Source organism: Fluviicoccus keumensis (genome assembly GCF_004217445.1).
GTDB lineage: Bacteria > Pseudomonadota > Gammaproteobacteria > Pseudomonadales > Moraxellaceae > Fluviicoccus > Fluviicoccus keumensis.
This window is the reverse complement of record NZ_SHKX01000011.1, coordinates 512,213-535,271: the sequence shown is the minus strand read 5'-3', so window position 1 is coordinate 535,271 and position 23,059 is coordinate 512,213. Positions and strand designations below refer to the sequence as shown.

9 protein-coding genes are annotated in these 23,059 nt (G+C 51.8%); 4 read left to right on the top strand and 5 right to left on the bottom strand.

The genetic code is table 11. The annotated features are described in order from the left end of the window. Positions 1-89: 89 nt before the first annotated feature. The 4 genes from EV700_RS07670 (at position 90) to EV700_RS07655 (ending at position 6,620) form a co-directional block, all read left to right on the top strand. Positions 90-1,262, top strand: coding sequence for an NUDIX domain-containing protein (locus EV700_RS07670; protein ID WP_207224606.1), 1,173 nt, complete (start codon positions 90-92; stop codon positions 1,260-1,262). Between the two features lie 349 nt (positions 1,263-1,611). After that, positions 1,612-2,466: a DUF4007 family protein gene (locus EV700_RS07665; RefSeq protein ID WP_242610212.1), complete on the top strand. Its 855-nt coding sequence runs from the start codon at positions 1,612-1,614 to the stop codon at positions 2,464-2,466. Next, positions 2,459-5,785 carry an ATP-binding protein gene (locus EV700_RS07660; RefSeq protein ID WP_130412389.1) on the top strand — a complete coding sequence of 1,109 codons (3,327 nt, stop codon included), beginning with the start codon at positions 2,459-2,461 and terminating at the stop codon, positions 5,783-5,785. The genes EV700_RS07665 and EV700_RS07660 overlap by 8 nt, the downstream gene beginning before the upstream one ends. Next, on the top strand, positions 5,778-6,620 hold the full coding sequence (locus EV700_RS07655) for a phosphoadenosine phosphosulfate reductase family protein (protein WP_130412387.1): 843 nt from the start codon (positions 5,778-5,780) through the stop codon (positions 6,618-6,620). The genes EV700_RS07660 and EV700_RS07655 overlap by 8 nt, the downstream gene beginning before the upstream one ends. A gap of 558 nt (positions 6,621-7,178) precedes the next feature. Here the strand turns inward: EV700_RS07655 and EV700_RS07650 are convergent. The 5 genes from EV700_RS07650 to EV700_RS07630 all read right to left on the bottom strand — a co-directional run bounded on the left by EV700_RS07650 (position 7,179) and on the right by EV700_RS07630 (position 22,783). Then, a complete protein-coding gene (locus EV700_RS07650) occupies positions 7,179-8,807 on the bottom strand; it encodes a hypothetical protein (RefSeq protein ID WP_130412385.1) in 1,629 nt (542 codons plus the stop codon). Beyond that, entirely contained in the window at positions 8,800-13,647 is a 4,848-nt protein-coding gene (locus tag EV700_RS07645) for an AAA domain-containing protein (protein ID WP_130412383.1), read from the bottom strand. The genes EV700_RS07650 and EV700_RS07645 overlap by 8 nt, the downstream gene beginning before the upstream one ends. A 306-nt stretch (positions 13,648-13,953) precedes the next feature. Next, a complete protein-coding gene (locus tag EV700_RS07640; RefSeq protein WP_130412381.1) occupies positions 13,954-19,365 on the bottom strand; it encodes an FtsK/SpoIIIE domain-containing protein in 5,412 nt (1,803 codons plus the stop codon). Beyond that, on the bottom strand, positions 19,365-20,891 hold the full coding sequence (locus EV700_RS07635; protein ID WP_130412379.1) for a methylation-associated defense system protein MAD7 family protein: 1,527 nt from the start codon (positions 20,889-20,891) through the stop codon (positions 19,365-19,367). Before EV700_RS07635 ends, EV700_RS07640 begins: the two co-directional genes overlap by 1 nt. Further along, positions 20,888-22,783 carry a hypothetical protein gene (locus tag EV700_RS07630; protein ID WP_242610211.1) on the bottom strand — a complete coding sequence of 632 codons (1,896 nt, stop codon included), beginning with the start codon at positions 22,781-22,783 and terminating at the stop codon, positions 20,888-20,890. The genes EV700_RS07635 and EV700_RS07630 overlap by 4 nt, the downstream gene beginning before the upstream one ends. Between the last annotated feature and the right edge of the window lie 276 nt (positions 22,784-23,059).

The following is a 23,059-nucleotide window of genomic DNA, read 5'->3' as shown; positions in this document are numbered from 1 at the left end:
GTGCTCGCCGAACAAAGTAGAGCTTGCCGAAAGCTCCATCCATCTGGGATGCTGAGAGTATACCCCCACACCACATTGAAGGAATAAACATGTGGCTTATGACCCAATTCGGCTTTTTCAGTATCGTACAGAAGCCGAATGAACCGCATCTTACGATCCTGAGCAGGACTCGCGGTGACCTTGATCGGCTGCGCCATCATTACCTGCCCGAGTTGGGGCCTAGCCTTGCCCATTCCGGCTCCGATTATCCGTGGCGCGCAACCGCCCAACACCATGAGGTGGCCGACGCCTTCAAGCGTATCGCCGAGGATATCAGCTACCCCAACTTCAAGGATGAAATTGCTGACAGCCTCGGTAAAAGTCGTGCCAATCGATATAGCCAGGTCTGGTCGATGCTCGCTGATATACCGGAAGACCTACCTGAGCCGTCCCTGACCAGACCAGATGGTTTGCCTTGGGGTGTTCTTCCCTCCCCGGGCAAGAGTTTGGCTTACGGTGGCATCGTTATCGATTCGGCAGGCTACCTTCTGCTCAGGGAGGTCGCCAACCATTTCGATGGATACGTCTGGACTTTTGCCAAGGGACGCCCTGATCCAGGGGAGACTCCTCGCGAAACCGCATTGCGAGAGGTCGAGGAGGAGACGGGCATCACGGCCAGAATCCTGTGCCCCATACCCGGAGAATTCACTGGAGGAACATCGATCAACCGTTACTTCCTGATGGTAACAACGGAGCGAGACTGCAACACCAATTTTAGCAACAAAGAAACCGCCAGACTGCGGTGGGCCAACGTAGACGAAGCTAGGCAACTCATCGGCGAGACCACTAACAGCACAGGGCGCCAACGCGACTTTGCGGTATTGGACGCCGCCTTGGCTTGCCTTCCTTCACCCGTACATCAGGGATGCCGCATCACCCTGCGTGAGAACTGGAAAACACGACCCATGCCAGCGCGCCGATCAACAGCTCAGTTTGATCTAGAAGTAACCATCGCTGAAATGGCGCGAATTTATCAGGGCATCACGCCTTCAGCCATGGAGGAGAAGTGGTTCCTCTTTTTCGAAGATTGCATTCTGCATTGCCACCGGAGTTGGACCGGCTACTGCATCTATCGCATCCATTTCGAGTACAACATTAACGGCTGGATTGCAAAGACCGTTGAAATGAATCGCCATCCTGGACAATACGGCGAAACTGACGATCAAGCAGATCTCCGCCAAGCTACCTCCCTAATTCAGGAACTTCTGTTGAAGAGTCGCTAGAAGTGGCTGCTCTCATCATCGAAAACCCACGCCTTGAAATTAGCATACCTTGAATGCGAGATGATGTTTATACCAGGAGATACCTTTTCAATAGCCCTTTAAAAACAGTTACCTAGGAGATGTCGTCATAACTTGACGCTTTGAAGTCCTTTTCCTCACAGATGCTTACTAAACAGTCCACTTTGCCTTTCCCCTCTATTGCAACCCCCTCCTCCTCACTCTAAACTTCCTCAAGTCCTTCAAACTGGAGGACTTCACCAGTCCGATCAAGAATGACGCCATGTTAACCACACTAACATCAAGCCGGCCCATACATTTCTCGGGTCATGAGACTTTCCCGTTGCGCCAAATGTGGTTGAAGAAAGCATTTGACCAAGCGGCGTCTGGACGCCTACCTAAGAGCACATTCACAGATGACAGCGCAATCGCGCTGTTTGGCGTAGGCAAGAACATGGTCAGCTCGATCCGGCATTGGGCATTGGCCTGTGACGTGCTCTGCGAAACCGACGAAGATTCCTCCTCCTTTGTGGTCTCAAGCATCGCTTCTGAGATTTTCCGCGATGGAGGACTTGACCCATATGCCGATAACCCGACAACAGCTTGGTATGCACATTGGTGGTTAGCAGGCAAAGGCAACCGTGCCACAACCTGGCGGTGGCTGTTTAATCATGTGACCGCTCCCACATTCACAAGGCAAGAGCTCGAAGGCCCCCTAGAGGCCTATGCTCGCAAGCTTCTTCCAAATAAGAAACTGTCTTCTGCCACCTTTTCGCGTGACTTGGAAACTTGTCTTCGTAGCTATGCCCCTCGTTCCGGCAGCGGCTCTCCTGAAGACTTTGCCGAGCCACTACTTGGCGAGCTGAATTTGCTGCAAGAAGTCCACAAGGGACAATATACCTTCCGCAGAGGTCCTAAGGCCTCACTTCATAACGCGTTATTCGCTTTTGCATTGATCGACTTCTGGGAGGACTCCGCTAATAACGTAACATCAATGGCCTTCGAGACAATCGCTTATGGCGAAGGCTCTCCTGGACGAGTGTTTAAACTTGACGAAGACTCTGTCGCCGAACGCCTGATAGCACTAGAAGATCTCACCGATGGCGTGCTGGCCTGGCGCGATACCTCTGGATTACGCCAAGTCCATAGGAAGAAAGGCAGCACCAAAGAGTTACGCGTTGAAATGATTCGAAAAGCTTATGAATGACAATACAACCATGCTGTCAGACATCGTCAGCATTTCTCGCCACTACCAGCGCTCAATCCGAATAGACGCTGATATCGGGCGCGCTGACGCGCTTGCAGGCTATATCTGCCACACCACTGCCACCACTATAGTCGAAAACATGGCTAGGCAGGTGGCTGAAACGAATCAACGCTCCTTTACATGGACAGGTCCGTTTGGTGGTGGCAAATCATCGTTAGCCGTGGTACTTGCCAGCGCACTTCATCACGATGAGCATCTACGCACGCAAGCTCGGAGCCTATTGCGTATCGATACCATTCCAGACTTCGACCAAGCGTTTCCGACTCGTAATGGCTGGATGACGATTCCTGTTGTCGGGAAGCGCGGGAGTGTTATTGCCGCACTTGCAGCCGCCTTCCGCAAAGCTCAAGGCGGAACCACAAAAAATGGCAAGGTCTCTCCAGACAGCCTCATCAACGAGCTAGTCCAAACGGCTGAAGCATTATCTAACGATGGCGTCCTGATCATCCTGGACGAGATGGGGAAATTCCTAGAGGCCTCAGCTCTGGGGAGTGGCGACGATGTCTACTTCTTCCAAGAGCTTGCTGAAGCAGCCGCACGCTCCAAAGGTAAACTGGTCATCATAGGGATCCTGCATCAATCATTCGCTCAATATGGCACACGCTTAGGCCATGACACTCGCGATGACTGGTCTAAGGTTCAAGGTCGATATATTGATTTGCCATTCGTTGCAGCCAGCGATGAGGTTGTGGCGCTCATCGGCCGTGCCATTGAGACCGCGCACCGCCCATCATCAATGCAAGCAGCATCTAGTGCTATTGCTAAATCCATCCGCTCGCGCCGCCCTGCGGTGGGTAGCACATTCGCTGAGGCTCTGGCCCGCTGTTGGCCACTGCATTCGGCATTGGCTGCACTTTTAGGACCAATATCCAAACGCCAATTCGGCCAGAATGAGCGCAGTACTTTTGGCTTCCTCTCGTCTGTTGAGCCGCATGGCTTTAGTTCCTACTTGAAAGCTACCTCTCTTTCACCCACTTCTTGGTATCGCCCAAACAATTACTGGGACTACCTGCGCTCAAATTTGGAGCCGGCGATCTTAGCCTCACCTGATGGACATCGCTGGTCTCAAGCAGTGGAAGCGATTGAAAGAACTGAAGCTAAAACCGGTAATCAGTTCTTGGTCGATTTGATCAAGAACATTGCCATTATCGACTTGTTTCGTAATGGCTCGGGACTAGCCGCAGATGCCGCTGTACTTGAAGCGATCTTCTATCCCATACCACCATACGAAGTCGAGCAAGGCCTTAAAGAGCTTTCTCGTATGGGGGTGGCGCTTTTCAAGAGGCATATAGGGGCATGGTCAGTCTTCGAGGGTAGTGACTTCGACATTGATCGCGCCATCACTGAAACCTTGGCTGCGTCGCCAGGAATTGATTACACCTATTTGGCGCAGTTGATGGGCCTACACCCCGTGGTAGCAAAGCGCCACTACCACGAAACTGGCACGATGCGGTGGATGAATCTATCCCTCAATCGGCTCGATGATGTTGAGCGCGTAGGAAAGAAGTATATCCCTGCTAAAGGCGAATTTGGTCTTTTCGTTCTAGCTCTCCCTGGACGAGACGTGAGCCCTGAGGCTGCCCGGCGACGCGCCCAAGAATACTCTTGTCGTCACCCTTGGCCCGTACTTGTAGGCATACCTAGGAACCACGCTCGGATCGAAGAGCTTAGTGCTGAATTGGTGGCGTTAGAGGCCGTTAAAGAGCGGCACGAGCTTGCAGGTGATCCGGTTGCTCGCCGTGAGGTCCACGCCCGACTCGCTGCAACCAAAGCTAACCTTGAGGAACAACTTCAAGCAGCTGTAACTAACGCCGAATGGTTCGATGGAAGCGAATTTCCTCTGGAAGCAAGTTCACACCTCTCTCCTATTGCCTCCAATTTGGCTGATGATTTATACCCATGCTCTCCCCTGGTTTGGAGCGAGCTCGTCAATCGTGACAATTTATCGAGTAACAGTGTAAAGGCTCGTCGCGACTTGCTGCACCGTATGCTGGACTTTGAATCAACCGAATACCTCGGCATTGAGGGCTTCCCTGCCGAACGCGGCTTGTATGAAACACTGCTGCGAAGCACGGGACTGCACCAACGAGACATGCAAGGCTACTGGAGAATCCTTCCTCCTGACGAGTCCAACGAGGCTCGATTGACTACATTGTGGAAGGCCACTAAAGAACTTTTTACTGACGCCTCCACGCACCTCAAAGCAACAGAGATCCTGAAGCTTTGGAGTGCTCCGCCCTTTGGCGTTAAGGCGGGCCTTCAGCCTGTTTTTTTTACCGCTTTCTTACTTGCTCATAAATCGAATATTGCCGTCTACAGGGATGGGATGTTCATCCCTCGCCTGACCGACGCTGATCTCGACGAGTTCCTGCAAGATGCCAGCCGCTTCTCTTTGCGCTGGGTAGTAATTGACGAAGAGAAGACGCACATTTTGGAGGGCATCGCACAAATCTTGGCTGATGTCGGGCATGCTGCGGAGGCCCGCGATCCTTTAGAGGCTGCACGCGGCCTAGTTGCCTTGGTGTTTAAGCTGCCTGCCTGGGCTCAACGAACGCATCGACTCAGTGATAGAGCTCGATCTATTCGAGATACTTTGCTCAAGGCCAAAGATCCCCATAAAGTCTTGTTTGTTGATCTCGTTGCTTTGTTGGATACCAGCGATGGTGAGGCTTACGTGGAGGCCCTTCGCCTTCCTGTAGCTGAATTGGCAAGCGCCTACGAATCCATGTTAAGGCTAGTGGAAGCCATGATGCTTGAGGCTCTCGATGCTCCAGGCGATCAGCTAGATCGCCTGCGAGCCCGTGCGGAGGCGGTGGCAGGAATTACAGGCGACTTACGCCAAGACTCATTTGCCACCCGCTTTGCCAAGTACGATGGAAGCATAACAAGCATTGAAGGAATCCTAAGTCTTGCTGCCAACAAACCTCCGCGCGACTGGAACGACCGCGATATCGATGCTGCGATGCTAGAAATTTCCAAAGTCTCCCTTCGCTTCCGGCAGGCGGAGGCTTTCGTTTCAGTGAGGGGCCGCAAGCCCAATAGTGAGGCTATCGCAGTGGTGATTGGAGCAGGAACTAGCGCCAAGATGATTTCTCGATCCTTCGATATCACCGACCGCAATCGTCAAGCCGTTGAGTCCCAAGCCGACGCAATTGCTAGCCAACTGCGCAAACAAGGTTTAAGTACCAATGTCCTTCTTGCCATCCTAGCCAAAGCAGGCATGCAGTTAGCTGCTGAAGAGGAGAACTCTCATGGCTGAGCGCCACGTCTTAGGGCTATCAGGTGGTAAGGACAGTGCTGCACTGGCGGTCTATATGCGGCAAACCCATCCGGAACTGGACATTGACTACTTTTTCACCGATACCGGGGAGGAGTTGCCGGAAGTCTATGAGTTTTTAGGTCGCCTGGAGGGCTATCTTGGCAAGCCCATTTTGCGACTTAACCCGCGCCGTGACTTCAAATTTTGGCTGAAAGAGTACAATAATTATTTACCTTCAGCGCAAACCCGCTGGTGCACCCGCATGCTCAAGCTAAAGCCATTTGAACAATGGGTCACCCCAATGCTCAAGTCCGGAGATAAAGTCACCTCTTACGTGGCTATTCGAGCTGATGAGGATTATCGTGAGGGATACTCCTCCAAGCAATACAATCTACTCATCAAGTTGCCATTCCGCGAAGCTGGGATAGACAAAGCAGGCGTCATGGATATCTTGGAGTCTTCAGGTGTGGGCTATCCCAGTTATTATGAATGGCGCTCCCGTAGCGGTTGCACCTTCTGCTTCTTCCAACAAAAAATTGAGTGGGTGCGACTTAAAGAGCGCCACCCCGACGATTTCGACGCCGCTAAAGCGCTTGAGAAGGATGCTCTTGAGCATGGATCACCTTTCACTTGGTCAAAAGGAGAGTCTCTGAGTGAACTAGAGCAGCCCGAGCGGATTTCCGAAATCAAGGCCGAATATGAAGCCCGCAGCGCACGTCTGCGCAAGCGAATCCCGAGTAACCCACTTCGGCCTACTAAAGAGAGCCCCGAAGATATCGATGATGTTTATGGTGATGACGAAGGTGGTGGCTCCTGCTTGATTTGCCACAAATAGAAGTTTTACCGTAACGTAAGGGTCCAATACCACTACCTATCTGTAAGCGTCCAACGCTACCACATGGCTTCCCGCCTTACCGAGTGTTACTTCTTGCGAGCCTCCAGCACCCGGGGGCAGGTCAGGTGTACCAGCCCATAGGATACCCGCCAGCTCTGTTCATCACACTGCAGGATCACCGTCTTGTCGTTGAGGCGGATGAACGTCCCTGGCGTTGCCGTTGCTCCTTGTCCAGGTGACCACGGTATCTCCGACGGCTACTTCATGACGGCTCAATCCTGCTTTCCCGGATCCGCACATCCGCACCCTCCAGATTGATCGCCGCATAAGGGATTACCCAGTACTGTCCGGTGGCATGGTCACGCACCACCGCGACCTTGCGCCGGAACTCGATCAGCGTGGCAACATGCTTACAGGACGGATAAGACCCTGCAAGGAGGGAGGGCTGGACGCTTACACCTATCTTCCCCTTCCCACCTTGCAGCATAACAGCGCGTAGGACCCGCCAGCGTCATCTTACGCACTGAATGCTTTCATATACAGATATAAGCTCTGTTGTCACGCTGAAAACTTTCCTGAACTGTTAAGAAACTGACTGAAGTACATAAAGTCAGTCGGTGACGCATCCTCCACTTTCAGTTTTCGGTCCTCGCCATCCTTTCCTGAACCTCTGAAGATGCGATGTAGTTTCATTTCGCATACCTTCTTCAGAAACACGAGGAGCTTCCCTAGCTTGTCCTCCTCCTCCGAATAGAAGCCTAGAGGAACGCTAATCACATCCGAGGTTGGTATCTTCCAGTGATAAAGTGCAGTAGCAGCTACTCCCGGAAGCAACAAGACTTCAAAGCGCCCAGAAGTTGCTAAAGACGGTCCCAGCAGAACGTCACTGAAACCAGCATCTAGTAGCAGGTTCGCACGCCATCTTAAACGCTCCATTGGCTCCGACTGTGCACCTGAACAGACCGCAACAAGGTCTATCGGCTCCCCCCATTCCTTCGCCGTGACGTTCATCAACTGCTCAATTAAACTTCTAAGGGATTCTGTTCTACCCCAGAGGTCAGAGTCGGGAACCACCCAGAACATCTCTTTGGGGAATACTGTTGAGGCGGAGCTATTCGCCTTAAATCGATGAAGTGAGCGTCTGAAGAGCTCCACAAACCGCTCTTGGTTCTTTGGCATATACAGCGCGCCTAAAAGCGCACGACTCTTGCCAGCATCGTACTCCAGGCCATTAGCACTACCGTGAACCTCCCTTACATAGGAAGCAAAATCAAATTTGGCACTTGATTGTGGATTAGCAACTACGAAATGGCGCTTAGCGTTTGATCTGCGCATTATGCGCGGTGTATCCTCGCGGAGGACATGGGTAGATGACATGGAGACTGGTAGCGCATCAGGAACGCCATCTAGATATCGTGCCAATACGTCATCATTGAAGACATTGACAAATTCACTAAAATGATCAGCATGCTGCGGTTGACGCGCTATTCTCTCAGCCGTAAGTTTATAAACTGTTGAGCGTAGCTCTTCAGGTAAAAGGGCAAGTTGCGACTCAATATCGAACTCCACATTGCCATCTAAATCCACATCAAAATGTACCGGCAAAGGGATATTAAATCGCCTTCCAGCTGTAATGTCATCAATCTTATAGACATCAAAGGCCCGTCGTTGTTCATCATCGCGATCTTGGCGTTCGATATCATGGAAGTGGCGATGAAACGCCTCTTGCGCTTGGTCAACAGTTCGATTATTGCGCTCTCCTGAGGCATCCCATGCAAGATCCAGGGTATTGTCCCAATATGAACCTGAAAGCACTTTTGGAATTGGCGAGAACGTCAGGAGCTCAAAGACCGGGCGGCTCTGGCGCTCAGCGATACGATGAAATCTGGGTAACCCGTCGCCAGAACTCACAAATCGAGCCTCTGCATAAGATGTGAGAGTCAACTTTCCATCGACCTCCTCGATAAGCCCTTCAACACGGAGCAAATCCAGGAGGTCGTTCACTTCTTTGCCTTTGAGGCCGAAGTATGCTCCGAGTGATTCAACCCCCAAAGAGCCCGCCAAGTGAAGCAATCGGACCGCAAACTCTGTCATGACCGGAACTTGCCTTTCTACAGAGACGTGACAGCGGATCAGGAACTGCTGAGCTGGAATCGCGACAGCAACTGTATTGAATCGCTCACGCATCGGCATTACTCCGCTTCAGATCAAGTGAGGGGACGAAGAGAGCTTCGCCTTTGTTAACCAGTTCGTGAACCCGTTGTAGCACTGATGCCATGGGCACCTTTGGACGAGAGCTCCACATGGATGTTGAACTGATGATAACGAGTCTGTCCTTTGCACGAGACAGGGCAACATTGATACGTTCTGGGTCAACAAGGAATCCAATGGCCTGCGAGGTATCATTTCTCACCATCGATAAGATAATGATACGGTTCTCCTTACCTTGATAGCTATCCACTGTCCCAATCGTAAACAGGTCACGAATTTCCGTTGCCCAATCAGCCTGGTCGAGCTTGCGCCGAATGAGATCTCGCTGAGCCGCATACATAGTGATGATGCCGACAGGAATATGCTTAGATGTCTCGGATTCCCGTACACTGCGAAGAAACACCTGAGACTTTGCAATGCCACGAATCACAGCCAAAACTACGTTTGCTTCGGCCTCGTTAATAAGCGCTCCTTCGTGCGTACCTGCAGCCTCATGAAATCCACCCCTTCCTTGGTCAGCCGTATCAATCCAAACAACTTGCTTCGACAAGTAGTCAGGAAGGCTCTCATATTCTGGTCCTGGGGGCTGACGCGCAACCTTCAATGTCCCCTTGTAGAAACAGTTTGAGACCACGTAGTTGATATTTTCCGCCATGCGGTACTGCAGGAGTAGTGTTCGACCAACTTGCTGTCCGTATGTTGAAGAAAATGCCCGCTGGAAGTTGTTCATCCGCCGGAATTCCAATCGCGACACTCCGAGCAACTGTGCCGTCTTTTCCTCTACTACTCGGGGATAGGTCGGCGGCAATTGCAAGTGGTCCCCTACGAGAAGGAGCCGTTTGCCCGCTTGCATGGCAACAACAAGCTCCATTGGAGATGCTCTTGCGGCTTCATCCACAATAACCCAGTCGTAAGCATGATCCACAATGCCAAGGGCATGCTTACCAATACCAACGCAAGTCCCAGCAACTACACTCGAACTCCGGGCAAGAAAAGATGTGAAATTTGACCGGGGATTCCGGAGGACACTCGAGAACTCAAATGATAGATTGATGATCTGCTCCAATCGCTTGCATTTATCTGGACTAGGTTGTCCATGCAGGCGCGCAAGATCAGTCAACCGCCCCTCAAACCACATTGTTAAATCTTCATTGACCTCAACCTCAACCCCAAACTTGCCAAGAGCGATAGAACAAAAGACTTCCTTCATACGCTCAACATGAACGCTTGATGTCTGGGTTGCAGCCTCGTCTACTTCTGACCCGCTCTGCAATCGAGCGATGCGGCCAAGCACAGAGCCAAGACTAACATGCAACTCAATGGCCTCGTCAACATAAGGCCGGGAAAGACCCATGCCGTAACCAATCGCCTTTACGCGCTCCTTCAACTCCGCATCAAATGCTTCTCGATAGAGTTGACGCTTCGAGTCCTCTTGAATTGAGCACAGACGTGGAGACACCATTGATGCCAATCCGACCCGAACCATTGAGATATCCGTACTGTTCGTTCTTGCCAGCTCAGCCACTTTCTCCAGAGCATTGTTTACGGCTTCATGAGATTGACTCACCAAGAGTACGTTCCTAGCCAGGCCCTTACTTAGCACTAAGTGCACAAATGAGGCTATGAACTTGGTCTTTCCAGTTCCTGGAGGGCCTTGCAGCAACGAAATCGGACCAAACTCAATCGTTGTTCGTAGCGCCTCTTCTTGCATCGGATTCAGCAAATACTCCGAGAGCGAGCCAATGTCTAGCACTCTGGTCATTCGAGGTGCTATATCAACCGACGGATCAAAGTAGTCAGGTATTTTTGGAATTAAGGCTCCATTCTCAAGAACTCGACGCATAGCCGCGACACGTCGACCCGACGCATGACGTTCGAGAGTTCCCCTTAAATAGACCATGTCACCTGCTACCGGGTTGAACCTAGAGTTTGAAACCTGGACACGCATGACATCTTTTCCAATGTCAGGTGAAACGATGCCAATCTTGTACCAGCGGTCCGAGCCATCAATTGGATCTGAGCCACGCTCAAGAAGCTCAATTCGCTCATCTTCTGAAAAATCAAGAACACCACCATCCAAGTCAAACGGGAGGAGCCACTGACCACTCCTATCTGACAGCATGTGTCCGCCGGATCGTAGTGTCACTGCCGTCGCATTCAGATCATCGGTGCTTGCAAGGGCACTCCACAACTCAGTAGTAGAAAGCGGTCTGACAGCACCTATCTCAGCCTCACTTTGGGCATAGGGATCGACAACAACCGCCCCTCCAGCCTCATCATGGTCTGGTTGTGTAGCAAGATATCTTGCGTATAGAACATCCACCAAAGTGGATACATCCGCTGCCGCACCAAACTCAATATGCACTGTTGCATAAAGGCGAAAGGCAGCTCGTCGAGCTGCAAGCACGTACTGCTCATGGCCTATTTGCTTGGCGTGGACATCCAAAATCTCATCTGACTCTCGGGCATACTTGATAACTATCTGCTGCCGAAGTCCTGTCAAAAAGAAGATGGTGTTCCCCGATTTGTCCACTGTTAAACCGACGGGAAAGCTACCGTTGTCTCCCTCAAGTTCAGTCTGCGGCTCATTCTCTCGCCCGCGACGCTTGACGGTCACCAAATAGCTAGGCTTCAACTCTATTTGCGGGAACAACTCTACCTGTAGCGTTTCAGCAAGCAGATCAACCGGAGGCATGGCCTCCCCCAGCATTAGGGCCTGCTCAGCTTCGTGAGTCGACTTCGGAAAATCAACTCCATCAAGGAGACTCAAGACTAGTTGAGTCACCGCAAACATATCGCGGTGCTGGGGCGAAGCGGATTCGATATGCGGCGGAAGTATGCCAATAGTAATGCCAATGTCTCCATCCGCACTAAGATCAGGGACATCCAGAAGCATTGCATGATGCTCACCATCTATTGACAGGCATACCACCACGTTTGCAGGCTTCAGGTCGCCATGGCTTAAGCCTAACGCGTGAAGTCGCCGTACTGCGTTCAATAATGATAGGGCCACTATCGCTCTTAGCCTCGGTGGCTGCTCTACTGTCAGCCACTCCTGAAGCGACTCGCCATCTTCCCAGCGGGTTACAAGCATGAGCCCAAACTGCCCCATTCCAAAGTCAAGAATTTCTGGAGAAGCGTCAAAAGCAGACTGTCTTAATGAGCGTGCCTGCTGCAGAAAACCGAGAAGCCGTGAGTTACGCGCGGCGTGCTTACTGTCGAAGCACAACCTTGGCCAACATTTGACAAGAACCTTAATCCCATCTCGCTCGGAGATGTAGACAAGCTTCCCGGAGGTGGAGGAAAGCTCTTCCATTTGAGGGAGATTTAGCGGACTAGCCGTTGTTTTGAATGCCGAAATCTCTTCGGCAGTGACAACCGGCCCTATCTCTTTCGCTAGCGCGGCATTGAATGTGTCAAGCGCCTCTGAGGCCGTCGAGAATCGACGGACAGGATCCCAATCGATAGCTCGTCGATACCAATCCCGCAAGCCAGCAACTGCTAACAGCACATCGTCGAACAGTGGAACACCGTCTAATCGGCTGAGCTCCCTCTGTTCTAGCAACTCGCATACGAGCACTCCGAGCAAGAACACGTCACGGACAAAAGGATTCTGGTCAGCTTGCGTCGAACCACCTTCAGCATCCTCTGGTAGAGAGATTGACCCTGTCTCAAGCTCAACCCTATGCACTCCCACTGTGCGTGCTTCAGGAACGCGTGCAGCCGCGAATGACGAAAGAATTACCCGAGCAGGCTCAATGACCCAAAGCGTCTTCTTGGTAATGTCACGATGGGAAATATCCAGTAAATGCAATTTCGCAAACCGCGAAAGTATGCTCTTCGCCAAAGCAATCCGCTCATCTACTGGCATGTCAGGCCGCCTTGCAAGCAACTCCTCCAGACGCTCGACCCTGTCAGGCAGACGGTAGGCCTCGATAAAATTCGTTGTTACATCATCCGCGATTGCTGATGCTACCGGCTCGAGCAGGTCCGCATGTAGTTCCGGAGACTGCTCGCGAAGCGCTTCATTTAGCCTTAATTCACGAAGCCCTATCGTTGCCCGCTCAACAGGAGAGGTTCCCCCACCAGCTAGCGCTTGGAAGTCCCACTTGCGTAGCAGTGCCTTAGAGCGACGATTGTCGACATGTTCAGCACGAAACTCACTCCAAATGCTGCGTGGATGGACGTAATCAGGCGATGTTGAGGATTGCTGAAACCCATAAATTACTGTCTTTCGTTCCAAAACTTGGGAATTCTGAAGTGAGAACAGGGCCTCGTAATGCTGTCTATCTGGCAATGGGTTAGCTGAGGGATAGGAAAACCTGGGTGGCGTATCCGGAAAACGCGCCTTGTACTTATTGGGGCTCGATGCCGAATCGCAGAAATCCCCCAGCGTCAGCACAAATGCTAGCTCTTCAGGCGGGAAGCTCCTTAGTCTGCATTGGGGATGGCAAAGTACTACGACTGGCTGAACGTAAGGCACCTTCAGTTTTGGATACTTATCTCGAATCACATCTTTGAGTATCTGTGCCTTCCTTTGAGTTACCTTCACTGGCGACTTACGTGGACAGCCCTTGTGTACCCACTGACCACCCGTGAACTCAATATCGCCACTCCAATTCTTGAGCTCAATGACAAGGATTCGATTTTCCGTTAGAACAACTAAATCAATATCGAGAGCCTCAGGAGAACCCCGCTGAACAAGCTGAAATGCCGCAAATCCAAGCCAAGCTTTTGGCAACCGGCGCTCGATTTCACGCATCGCGCCTTGCTCGACTTCAAGGACTCCATCTGCACTCAAGTAATTAATTCTCAAAGCACGTTTCTCCCTATTGCGCTAACCAAGCGCGAGCGATCTCTATGGATACGCTTCTTCGCATCCCGTCAGAAAATAAAAGCAACTCCAATCATGGGCAGTCTTGTGGATTCTCTAATGTAACCAGAACCACTGTGGACCCACTTTGAGTGGAATATCGAACCTTATTTCAACTCCAGACTTCGTACGAGCGTAGAAGCCTTTCTTGATTAGCTCGTGAAATGCAATGATGTCCGAGCTTATCAGCTCAGAGCCGCGCTCTAAAACAGTTCGTACGGTGACTCTGAACATGCGGTACTAATCTCTTCAGTTGTTATCTGCACAAATTGCCGCCACGACTACCTCAATGTCCTGATCAGACAGGAATGGGGCCTGTGCGAAAACCAGACCCTGCTCACCATTGAGCTTTGCAGCGAGATGCCCTTTGCCCAGCAATAGCTCTGCGCCAGGGCGATCCAAAGCAATCTTCGAAGTTGCTTCACTTGCCACCTTCAAGATCAATCGATTACCTAGGTTCTCACGCAATTGCATCGGCATTACATCTTTGTCTGGACGCTGCGCCGCGAATATTAAGTGTATACCAGCAGCACGCGCTTTTACCCCCAAGCGCTGAACTGCGGCGCTGACCGCACTCTTGTAGTCATCTTCAAGCATCCAATCAGCAAACTCATCGTGGACCAAGAAGAGCATTGGTAGACGGGCCTCTGCAGTCGATTTGGCATTAAACGTTGTGAGATCCCGCGCTCGAACAGAGGCAAAAAGCCGGTAACGGCTTTCCATTTCCTCAACCAAGCTCGATAGAACCTCTGTCGCCCTCTCCCGCATCGTCACGATCTTCTCACGCATGTGCGGCAGATCTTCCAGGGCAGAGTAATCGACCCCCATCTTAGGATCGATCAGCACAATTTGGGCTAACTCCTTGGAGTTGGTCGCCGCGATATCGAGAAGAATTGCCTGAATGAGCACCGACTTCCCACTACCGGTAGCCCCAGCAACAAGCGAGTGCGGCTCATGAGATGCCAAGCCACCAAACTCCCCCCCGAGGTTGAGATATAGCAGCGCTCCATTGACCTCCTGCAGCCCCAATACAAATGACGTATTAATACCTGCCGCATTTCGATTCAAGGTACGACGAGCCCACAAGTCCCACAGTGAAACCGACTGGCGCTTAGAACTAGCGATTGTTACCACGATTTCACCCGGCTTAGGCTGCACCGTCACTAGGTTGATTGCATGCGTCGTCAAAAGCTGAGTTCGCTTGGCCTCGATATCCTCGATGCGCAAACGGTCAGAGCCCGCAAGCCTTATCAGACAACCATTGGGCGTTAGACGGGTGCCTAACACTGCCGCCTGAAGCCCATACCCATTCAGCGCGGACTTGAGCTTTTTGGTGGTTTCTTCAGCCCAAGCTTCACGCTCATCGACCAAACTGGACTGCGCGGAAGCTCTCATGGCTATCAATTGCGCTAACTGCGTACCGGAAGAAGCACTTGGCTGAGGGATAAACGCCATTTCTTGTGCAGCAGGAGCACAAGGCTCGCCTGTATCTATTCCCAAAGACGTCGCCTGCATCTTCTGAGTACTTACTACAACCTCAACCAAAGGGGCAGCACCTACCCCAGCACTGGGGAGAGTCTGAGCCTCACCATTTGTCGCCAACAACTCCATCATCGCTGTCCAAGCGATGCGTGCGGCAGGAGGGCGAGCCATGATCGACAGCCATGGCTCTTCAGGTCCTAATCTGGCGCGAATAGCTGAAGGATCGTCCTTGCCGGCATACGCCTCAACGAGACTCCGCAGCTCATGCCGGTCAAAGACCTCTTGCCACGCCTGAATATCATCAGCGTCATCAAGCAGGACTTGCTCGGATACACTGGAGCCTCCGGTGGGGTCGGTCGAGTGGATAAAGACATGTGAGTATCCCCGCAGCGAGATATTCGCTTCTCCCTCCCGCAGCTTTGTACGGGCGCGTTCGAGCAGGTCCGTGCAGCCAGGCGGAATGTCCGCATCGATCAGCAAATCGGAAAGCCGCGACAACCAAACATCCCGATCAAGATGCCCAGGATCACCAAAGAGTGCCGCTCGGAAGGTCGAAAGTGTTGCCAACAACTGGGCCTTTGAAGAGCGCTTAGCATCAGCAGCTCCTGCAGCTGTTACATACTTGGATTCGATCACTGCAATATGCAGAGTCAGACCATCCTCGCGCTCTTCAACACAAAGTCCCAAAATGTCAGCAATACGGCTCTCCTTCTGAGCCAACCAATCCGCATAGTCGTCAAGAAGGAAGTAGACGTTAAACGATTGGCGCGTGCCTGAGCCCACAATCCGCTTGAACTCGTGATCAAGCAAATAGCGGCTCATCACCAGCCCCATCATTTCACCTGCAGAGACCCCCCGCTTGGCCGCCCGCAAAACAATATCGCCCGAAATGGACAAGGCGTCTTTCTTCACACGCCCAGCGACATCCTCAAGCATTTCAGGCGTAAAAGGCAGTCCTAACTCACCAAGGCGACGTCTCGCCAATACACCCAGCAACCGAAGCTCCGAGGTAGAGCTCACAATCATGTTGCGGCCATTGGTAGAGGCTCGCCGATAGCGAACGACCGTCACCCCATTGGCTTGAAGCTGGCGCTTATCAAGTAGCTCGTCATAGGTGGCAACCCACTCTGCCAAGGAATGGGCATCTTCTAGGGTGGCTTTGAGAGCTTCGTTCTGTAATGAAATTCGCCTTGCTGGCAAGAAGCAAGTTCCAGGTGGAGCATCCGTCTGGCGCACAACGGACGCCACAGCCCCAACATAGGCCCACCCAGAAGCCGTCTGTCGAGGACATGTCAATAAAGTAGTCGACTTGAGCTCGTTCTCACCCGAGACATTTCGATAAGACCAGCGCGATGGCGCATGCTCTAAGGTCGGCCGTTCATTGGTCCATTCAACAGGTATCCACTCCACACCGGCGGTTCGAGACACCACATCATGCAGGAAGGCAACATCAAATGCCCTGAAGCCATCTTTGGTTTGAGAGGGCGTCGCAGACGCGGGAATCACCGAAATTCGTAACTTCGAGATAAAGTTCTCCGAGGTCTCGCTCACCACAGGTAGATCAGGATCATCGCCTGCCTTGGTCACCAGTTCTGCATAGACTCGGCGCAGCTTCCCAGAGTCACGATGCCTTACAGACACATTACATTGCACATCAGTCTCGGCATGCAGGTTGGCAAGCTCTCGCACTACTGACAGTGGCAGTTCAGCCGCATCCGCGTTGTAGAGCAAAACACTCAAGTTATTGGCTTCATGAGGCTGTAATCCTACATAGCGCTCTAAAAGCTCGCGAACTTGTTTGGACGCCACTAGCGGACTGACATCTGTCAACGCATCTTCATCATCACGCACAGGTCTTTCCAGCAGGCTGTACCCGTTGACCGTGCTACTCTCGGACACCAAAACAGGAACGCCACCGCGTTGGATGGTTGCGATTTCGGGGTAGAAAGGATGCGCAAGCTCTTCCGAGAACTCACGAAAGAAAATACCCCTATCCCCAAACAGCGCATTGTTGTTCAGGATGTGAGTAACAAGTCCGGCCACCCGACGTGTTTTGACAGCAAGTGCTTTCATCCTCTCGGGATGCCACGGCGGGATGATCAACGAGGGTTGATCTCCTGAAACACGAACCGTACCAATTGAAAGAACCTCAGACACCAGTCTAGAGCGACATACATCCCCTCGGGCATGGGTCGCCAAGGCTCTTAGAAGAGCACCAAATGACTCTGCCTGGCGCAGGACCGCTTCTCCATGTAACCCCGTGTGAATGAAGTCATGAATGGCTTGGCCATAATCCGCCTCAAAAGCATCCCATGCTGTCCGTAGCTCGTCACGCTGGTCTCTGGTCAAGCGCCCTTCCGCAGCTAGATCATTTATGCGCTTCTTGATGTCGTGCCGCATGCTGGGCAATCGACTTGCCGGGGGCACGAGAGAACCAGCATCCCGTGAATATATGGCCTCCAATGTACTGGTATCCAGTAGGGATACACTTTGTACGCCGCCCTTCTTGCTGACTACACGCCGAGGAACCTCGGTACAGGCAACCCCCCCCTTCTCCTGAAGCCTTGTCATGTCTTCTGCAAGTGAAAGACCAATTGACTCGGGACGGTAGTTCCAGACCAACTGCGTCTTTTCCAGCACTGTTTCTTTAGAGTCGACACGTTGAATAAGAGAAACTTCAAATTTGATTTGGACCGCAGCCCGTGCAAGTGAGGTTTGTGGCTTAATATTCTTCTTTCGAATTTCATACTCGCGAGCAAAAAACTCAGGATATCGGAACAGGGGATCGGGTAGGTTGGCCGTCCCCATCTTCTCGACGCGCCAATCGACCTTTGAGCCCATCAGTTCCTTTAGGCCTCGGTACATTGCCGAAAAGTAAGATCCAACATCGTAATTAAAGCGCTCACGCCACTCCTTCCGCCCCTTGTTAACGGTTAGCCGAAGAAAACGCTCGCCCTGGCACTCGCCTGCCTTGACAACAAGGCTGTGAGTAACGCTGACGAACCCTTCAAGAAAGTCATGGCACTCAATCGGCTTACCAAAGATGACCTTCTCCCAACGACTATGAAGTTTTGGCTGCTCCTCTATATAGCGGCGATGGAGTGCGAAAAAGACCTCATCCTCTTCTTCGGGAAAGTCTGATCGGCGCTCGCGCGTTTTAAGCTCTTCAAGATGCTTGCGCCATTGATCAATCAGAACGTCAGGATCTTTACAGTCGTGATCGAAGAAGTGGAGAGTCGACTCAGCTAGACCTTGCTGCTTTTCACGAGGCTTATCGAAGAGGTAATGAACGCCGTCCATCTCCCACTCAAGCATGGCGACCTCAGCAGCCGTCGCCTCATCACCTGGAGGAGCATTAATAAAGGCTTCCAGTGTAGGCCTGACATTATCCTTGATGTCATTGCCATGCTCCTCCAATCGAGCCTTCATCTCCTCCGTATCGAGTGGCTGGCCATTAACCTTAAGCCTCGACAGGAAGGGGGCGCGGTTGGATAGGAGCATCTCAAACGCTTTGCGCCATGGAGTGTATGAGGAGTTATAGGTTTTGCTGTTTGCGAAAAACGAGGTATCACGAGGGAGGCCTACAAAGGGAAGTGCCCAGCCGATCGCATCTCGAATAGGTAGCCCTCTTACGGTGATTGCATCACTGACTTTCCAACAAAACTCCCCAAGCTGGATGAGCGACAGCTCGGTGGCTGCGATCAGCCCTCTAAGCGCTGCTTTGAAAACCTGGCGGTCATCTAGCGTAGGAGCGATTCCGGCAACATGGCATGTGGCCTCCATCCAAGCCGACTCATCAGAGCGCAGCTCTTTAGCTCCCAAGGCAGTGACATGCCCCAACGTGTCTGCAAGGTTATGCTCGTTGCCATTAGCCGTCAGCAGAGCTTCTTTATCGGTACCCGCGTTTCGCACCGCGCCTGCGTTAAGGGCTGTCAAGGCAAAGCTTGGAAGATCGAAGCCTTCAACCAAGGCCGATGGAATTTGTAAGTCAACTCTCGCAGATAACTCAGGATTGGCGAGGATCTCCCGTACTATTGCTGCATTCTGAGCAGGAGAAAGCTTATCCAAGCGGAAGAGCGCTGCCGAGTCCAAAACCTTTCCGTCACCTTGGCGAGCGTCAGCGAGTCTGCGCGACAAAATGTCCGCACCAACACGACCAATAATGCGATCCGTCAGCATTACATCACTCCCTCGGAGCTAAATGGATTCTCCACAAAAGAGCATGAGTCTGACAGACGCCTTACAAGGCCGAGCCCTACTAGGCGAGTTTCAAGACTTCCTCTGTTTTCACTCAATGCTTCCTGATCGACTTGCTTTTCATGAACCAAGCGGATGCCCTCAGCGTCGCCAATCACCAAGCCATACCTGGCATGGACCTCGTGTAGGAACTCGTCGAACTGCATGCGATCATTGACAATGGTCACCACGAGCGTCTTCAAGAGGCGGTCGTTGGGAGCGTAGCGGGTGCGTCTTGCAAGCCTGCGTGAACTTAGACCTATCGCTTTTGACCAGGCGGCGTGAATTTTCCCTATGTGTTGTCCATGGCGAGACTCAGCCTTTTCAACAAGCTTTCGGACGAGTTCGTCTCCGGAGGTAGAGCCCACTCCTCCATCATCCTCTTCATCGGCAGTTGGCCATTGAAAAACCGCGTGCATTAATTTTGCGCACTCGGAATCAGGGTAATCCGACTTGAGAGCATCCGCCCATTCGTCCGTAAGCCTGATACCCTCAACAGCAGCCTTCACTGCTCTAAGAGAAGCAGCCTGGTTAGATTGGTAGGAGTCTCCCGAGAGTGCGCGTACCTTAGTGCGCTCCTTGGACACGATCTCACAAACGAACTCTACAGGCTCCACATCTCCTGACTGCGTCTTCGCACATTCAAGGAAATAAAGAAGCTGGTTAAGGCCCGTAATTGTGATCAAGTGCTCCAAAGCATCATAAATCGGCATGTCCCTAGATAAGATTGCCAGCCAGTCATCACACAGGCGATCAAAGCGCGGGTGTTTCGCATAAGGCAAATACCCAACGTCTCGTGCACTTTCTGCAAGCTGTATCTCCCCTTGCAATGCTTTAACAAGGCGATTCATCGGGGCCTGTCTGTCAAATAGACGATCTACCAGCTTTAGGCCAAGCTCTGGGCCCCGAGTTGCACGGCAAAGCATCAGGTACAGCAACTCACCAGTACGCGCAAAGAATCGCCGATCATTCGTTGCGCCACCGTTGGAATCCACCCGCAAATCCTCATAGAGCGCATCAGGACCGAAAGGGAAAACGAACTTGGAGCTCCAACGCTTGTTGCTACGTGCCTCAAAAGACGAGGAACGAAGTAATTCAATAGCCTTGGCAAAGTCATCAAATTTGGTAAAGACTTGGCGGAGGTAGTCCATATCCTCGTCGCCGAGTTTTGTCGCACCCTTTGCAAAGTGCTCACTCCAGACTCTCCACTTCTCCTCGTCAGGAATCGGCCTTTCCCGAACTGTCTCCACGTATGGATTATTGAAGAGCAATCCCCTCAGCCTGATTTGTCGCTGAGGGCGATAACGTACCTTATCGGTTGGTTCCGCGACCAAAGGAGTGTCCCTGTTGGAGCCCAATACTCCTAGAAACTCCAATACCGTCAGATGTGGGAGTTGCTCGTCATAGAGACGATGCCCCCAAATATGCTCATCTACGGCGAAATCGACGTTATCAATCCTAGGTCTCATGAGCTAACCTTCACTGTCACCGGGCGAGAGAACCCGTGACCATCCTGTTCAATCTCAATGAATTTAAGCGTTAGCGTGTCGTCTCCAGTACTTGGTTCGTCATCTTCATCACCAAGGCTCTGCACTCTTATAAGCTCCGCTTTCCTGAGGAGCTTGGCTTTGAAAGCTAACATGTCCTCCAAACACTCATTGGAGAAACTACCTGGCAGCGCACCTTCAGCAACACGACACAGGAACTCGAAGCGAACTGGTGTTAAGCTGAACCTCACCGAATTGCCGGCCTCTCTCGCCAATGAGACATCAAGCATGGGGCGCTCCGTCAGTGGATCAATTTTGACGGTCATTCCAACCCCACCGCTACGTCTTGCAGATACCTCTGTGTCGCACAAAACACTAACCTTGGACTGAGTGAAACCTCCAGAGCTAGCAACGAATATCATTTCATTGTTTTCGATTAGAAGACCACTCATGACACGGTTAAGCCCGCGTACCAGACGTGCACGAATAGCCTCGTTGATAGCTTTCTTGTCTCGTAGCGCAGCTGTCACATCCAAGTAATCACCAGCAAAACGAAAAGCAGTCATTCCCCAAAAGTTATAGTCAACCTCTTCCTCAGGAAGTGTGAAATAGAGTCTGCGCCGTTGAGACTCCAACCGCTTCAGGAATTCAGACGCACCACTGTCTAGACGCGCGATCTCATCCCCTTCCAAGTAACGACGCTGCGCCGCTACAAAAGCTGACGTGCCTCCGTAAATCTGATCATTTGCCACTAGCTTGGCGAAGGTGGCCCCAAGTCTTACATCGTCGTTGCCGTAGACCAAAAGGCCATCAGCACCATTGGTAGTCTCATCGCCAATCCCGAACAAAGACAGGGCTTTGAATACTGGCCGATCCATGGCTCGTCGCCTAGAAAGGTTCGAGCCAAAGACATTGTCATAGAGGCTTCCCTGCTCAGTGAGTTGCCCGTCTTGTATACGCGCCACATCTGCACAGGCCATGAGGCCTTCTTTAGCGTCTTTGTGCCCAAGGATCATATTGGAGACGAGAGCTAACATGTCACGCACAGGTAGATGCCAGCCATTAAGTCTAGAGATCTCAACCAGATCACCCAAGCGACGAGCAAACCTACCGCTATCAGATATACCCAGCAAACGCGACCTATTTTCCAAGATAGAACAAGTGCGGCCCTCAGCTTGAAGTGGGCATTGGGCACAGTTCTCCCATTCAGGATGTCGTGCTACCGCACTCAACACTTTCTCTAGAGAATGACGATGTGTAGTTTGGCTTAAGTCAAAGATGGCGAGCCGATCAAGGGCCTCTCCGGAGCGCAAAAATGCGTCTTGTATTGGCTTTCTCAATGGATGGACTCGCCTCTGCCGGGAGCCCAAATCACGCAATCTCTCTAGTATCTGTCCATGGTTAGCCGCCACCACCACAAAGGTTTTGTCTTCACCACCAAATACTGAATTTTCAAGAAGTCCCAAAGCTCTGTCGCTTTGGGAGTCGTCCAGTTCGCTCAAGTCTTTGACAAAAACAGCTCGGCGGCCGTCGACAAGCTCTAACTCCTTGATCGCTGAATTCTCCGACCAATCTCGTGGCTCCCCCCCCAGGAAAGTCCAAAGGCTGCGGCAGTGATATGTCTTGCCGTCACCAGCTGTCCCTGCGATCAAGAGAGAGCCAGGCTTCCCATCAGCTAATCTCTTCTTAATGTCCTCCAACATAGGACTCGGCAAGGTGATTGGCTGCACTTTTGCCCGCTTAAGTGCGTTGGAGACGTACTCATCAAAGAGGTTTGCATTGTTCGGAGTAGGGCCGTATGAGCGCAAGAAGCGCACCCAGGCGCTTGAAGGCAGAGAGGTAGAATCTGTCGAATTTATTTGTGGCTCAGTCAATTCGTTTCCCTACTGATCTACTTTTACTTATTCGCAAGCTTGCTAGAAGTACAGACGACATATTGAGGGCTAAAGCCAGGCTCAGTACCCCATGCCCATACATAGCTCTCGGCAGTCAAGTGAATTGACTGATTGCCATACAAATTACTAGAAATTCGTATCCAGGTCAGCACTTTAGATGCCTATCTTTGCAGTTTTTCTCAACCGTCACATCTAGACCGTCATTCATGATGATACAACCAGTGCTAGACATGCGTCCCTTCAATCCGCCCCCTA

What these genes read in the sequence shown, in the direction of transcription:
- EV700_RS07640 (WP_130412381.1), bottom strand. Translation starts at nt 19,365, where the DNA reads ATGCTGACGGATCGCATTATTGGTCGTGTTGGTGCGGACATTTTGTCG.
- EV700_RS07650 (WP_130412385.1), bottom strand. Translation starts at nt 8,807, where the DNA reads ATGCGTGAGCGATTCAATACAGTTGCTGTCGCGATTCCAGCTCAGCAG.
- EV700_RS07660 (WP_130412389.1), top strand. Translation starts at nt 2,459, where the DNA reads ATGAATGACAATACAACCATGCTGTCAGACATCGTCAGCATTTCTCGC.
- EV700_RS07670 (WP_207224606.1), top strand. Translation starts at nt 90, where the DNA reads ATGTGGCTTATGACCCAATTCGGCTTTTTCAGTATCGTACAGAAGCCG.
- EV700_RS07665 (WP_242610212.1), top strand. Translation starts at nt 1,612, where the DNA reads ATGTGGTTGAAGAAAGCATTTGACCAAGCGGCGTCTGGACGCCTACCT.
- EV700_RS07655 (WP_130412387.1), top strand. Translation starts at nt 5,778, where the DNA reads ATGGCTGAGCGCCACGTCTTAGGGCTATCAGGTGGTAAGGACAGTGCT.
- EV700_RS07635 (WP_130412379.1), bottom strand. Translation starts at nt 20,891, where the DNA reads ATGAGACCTAGGATTGATAACGTCGATTTCGCCGTAGATGAGCATATT.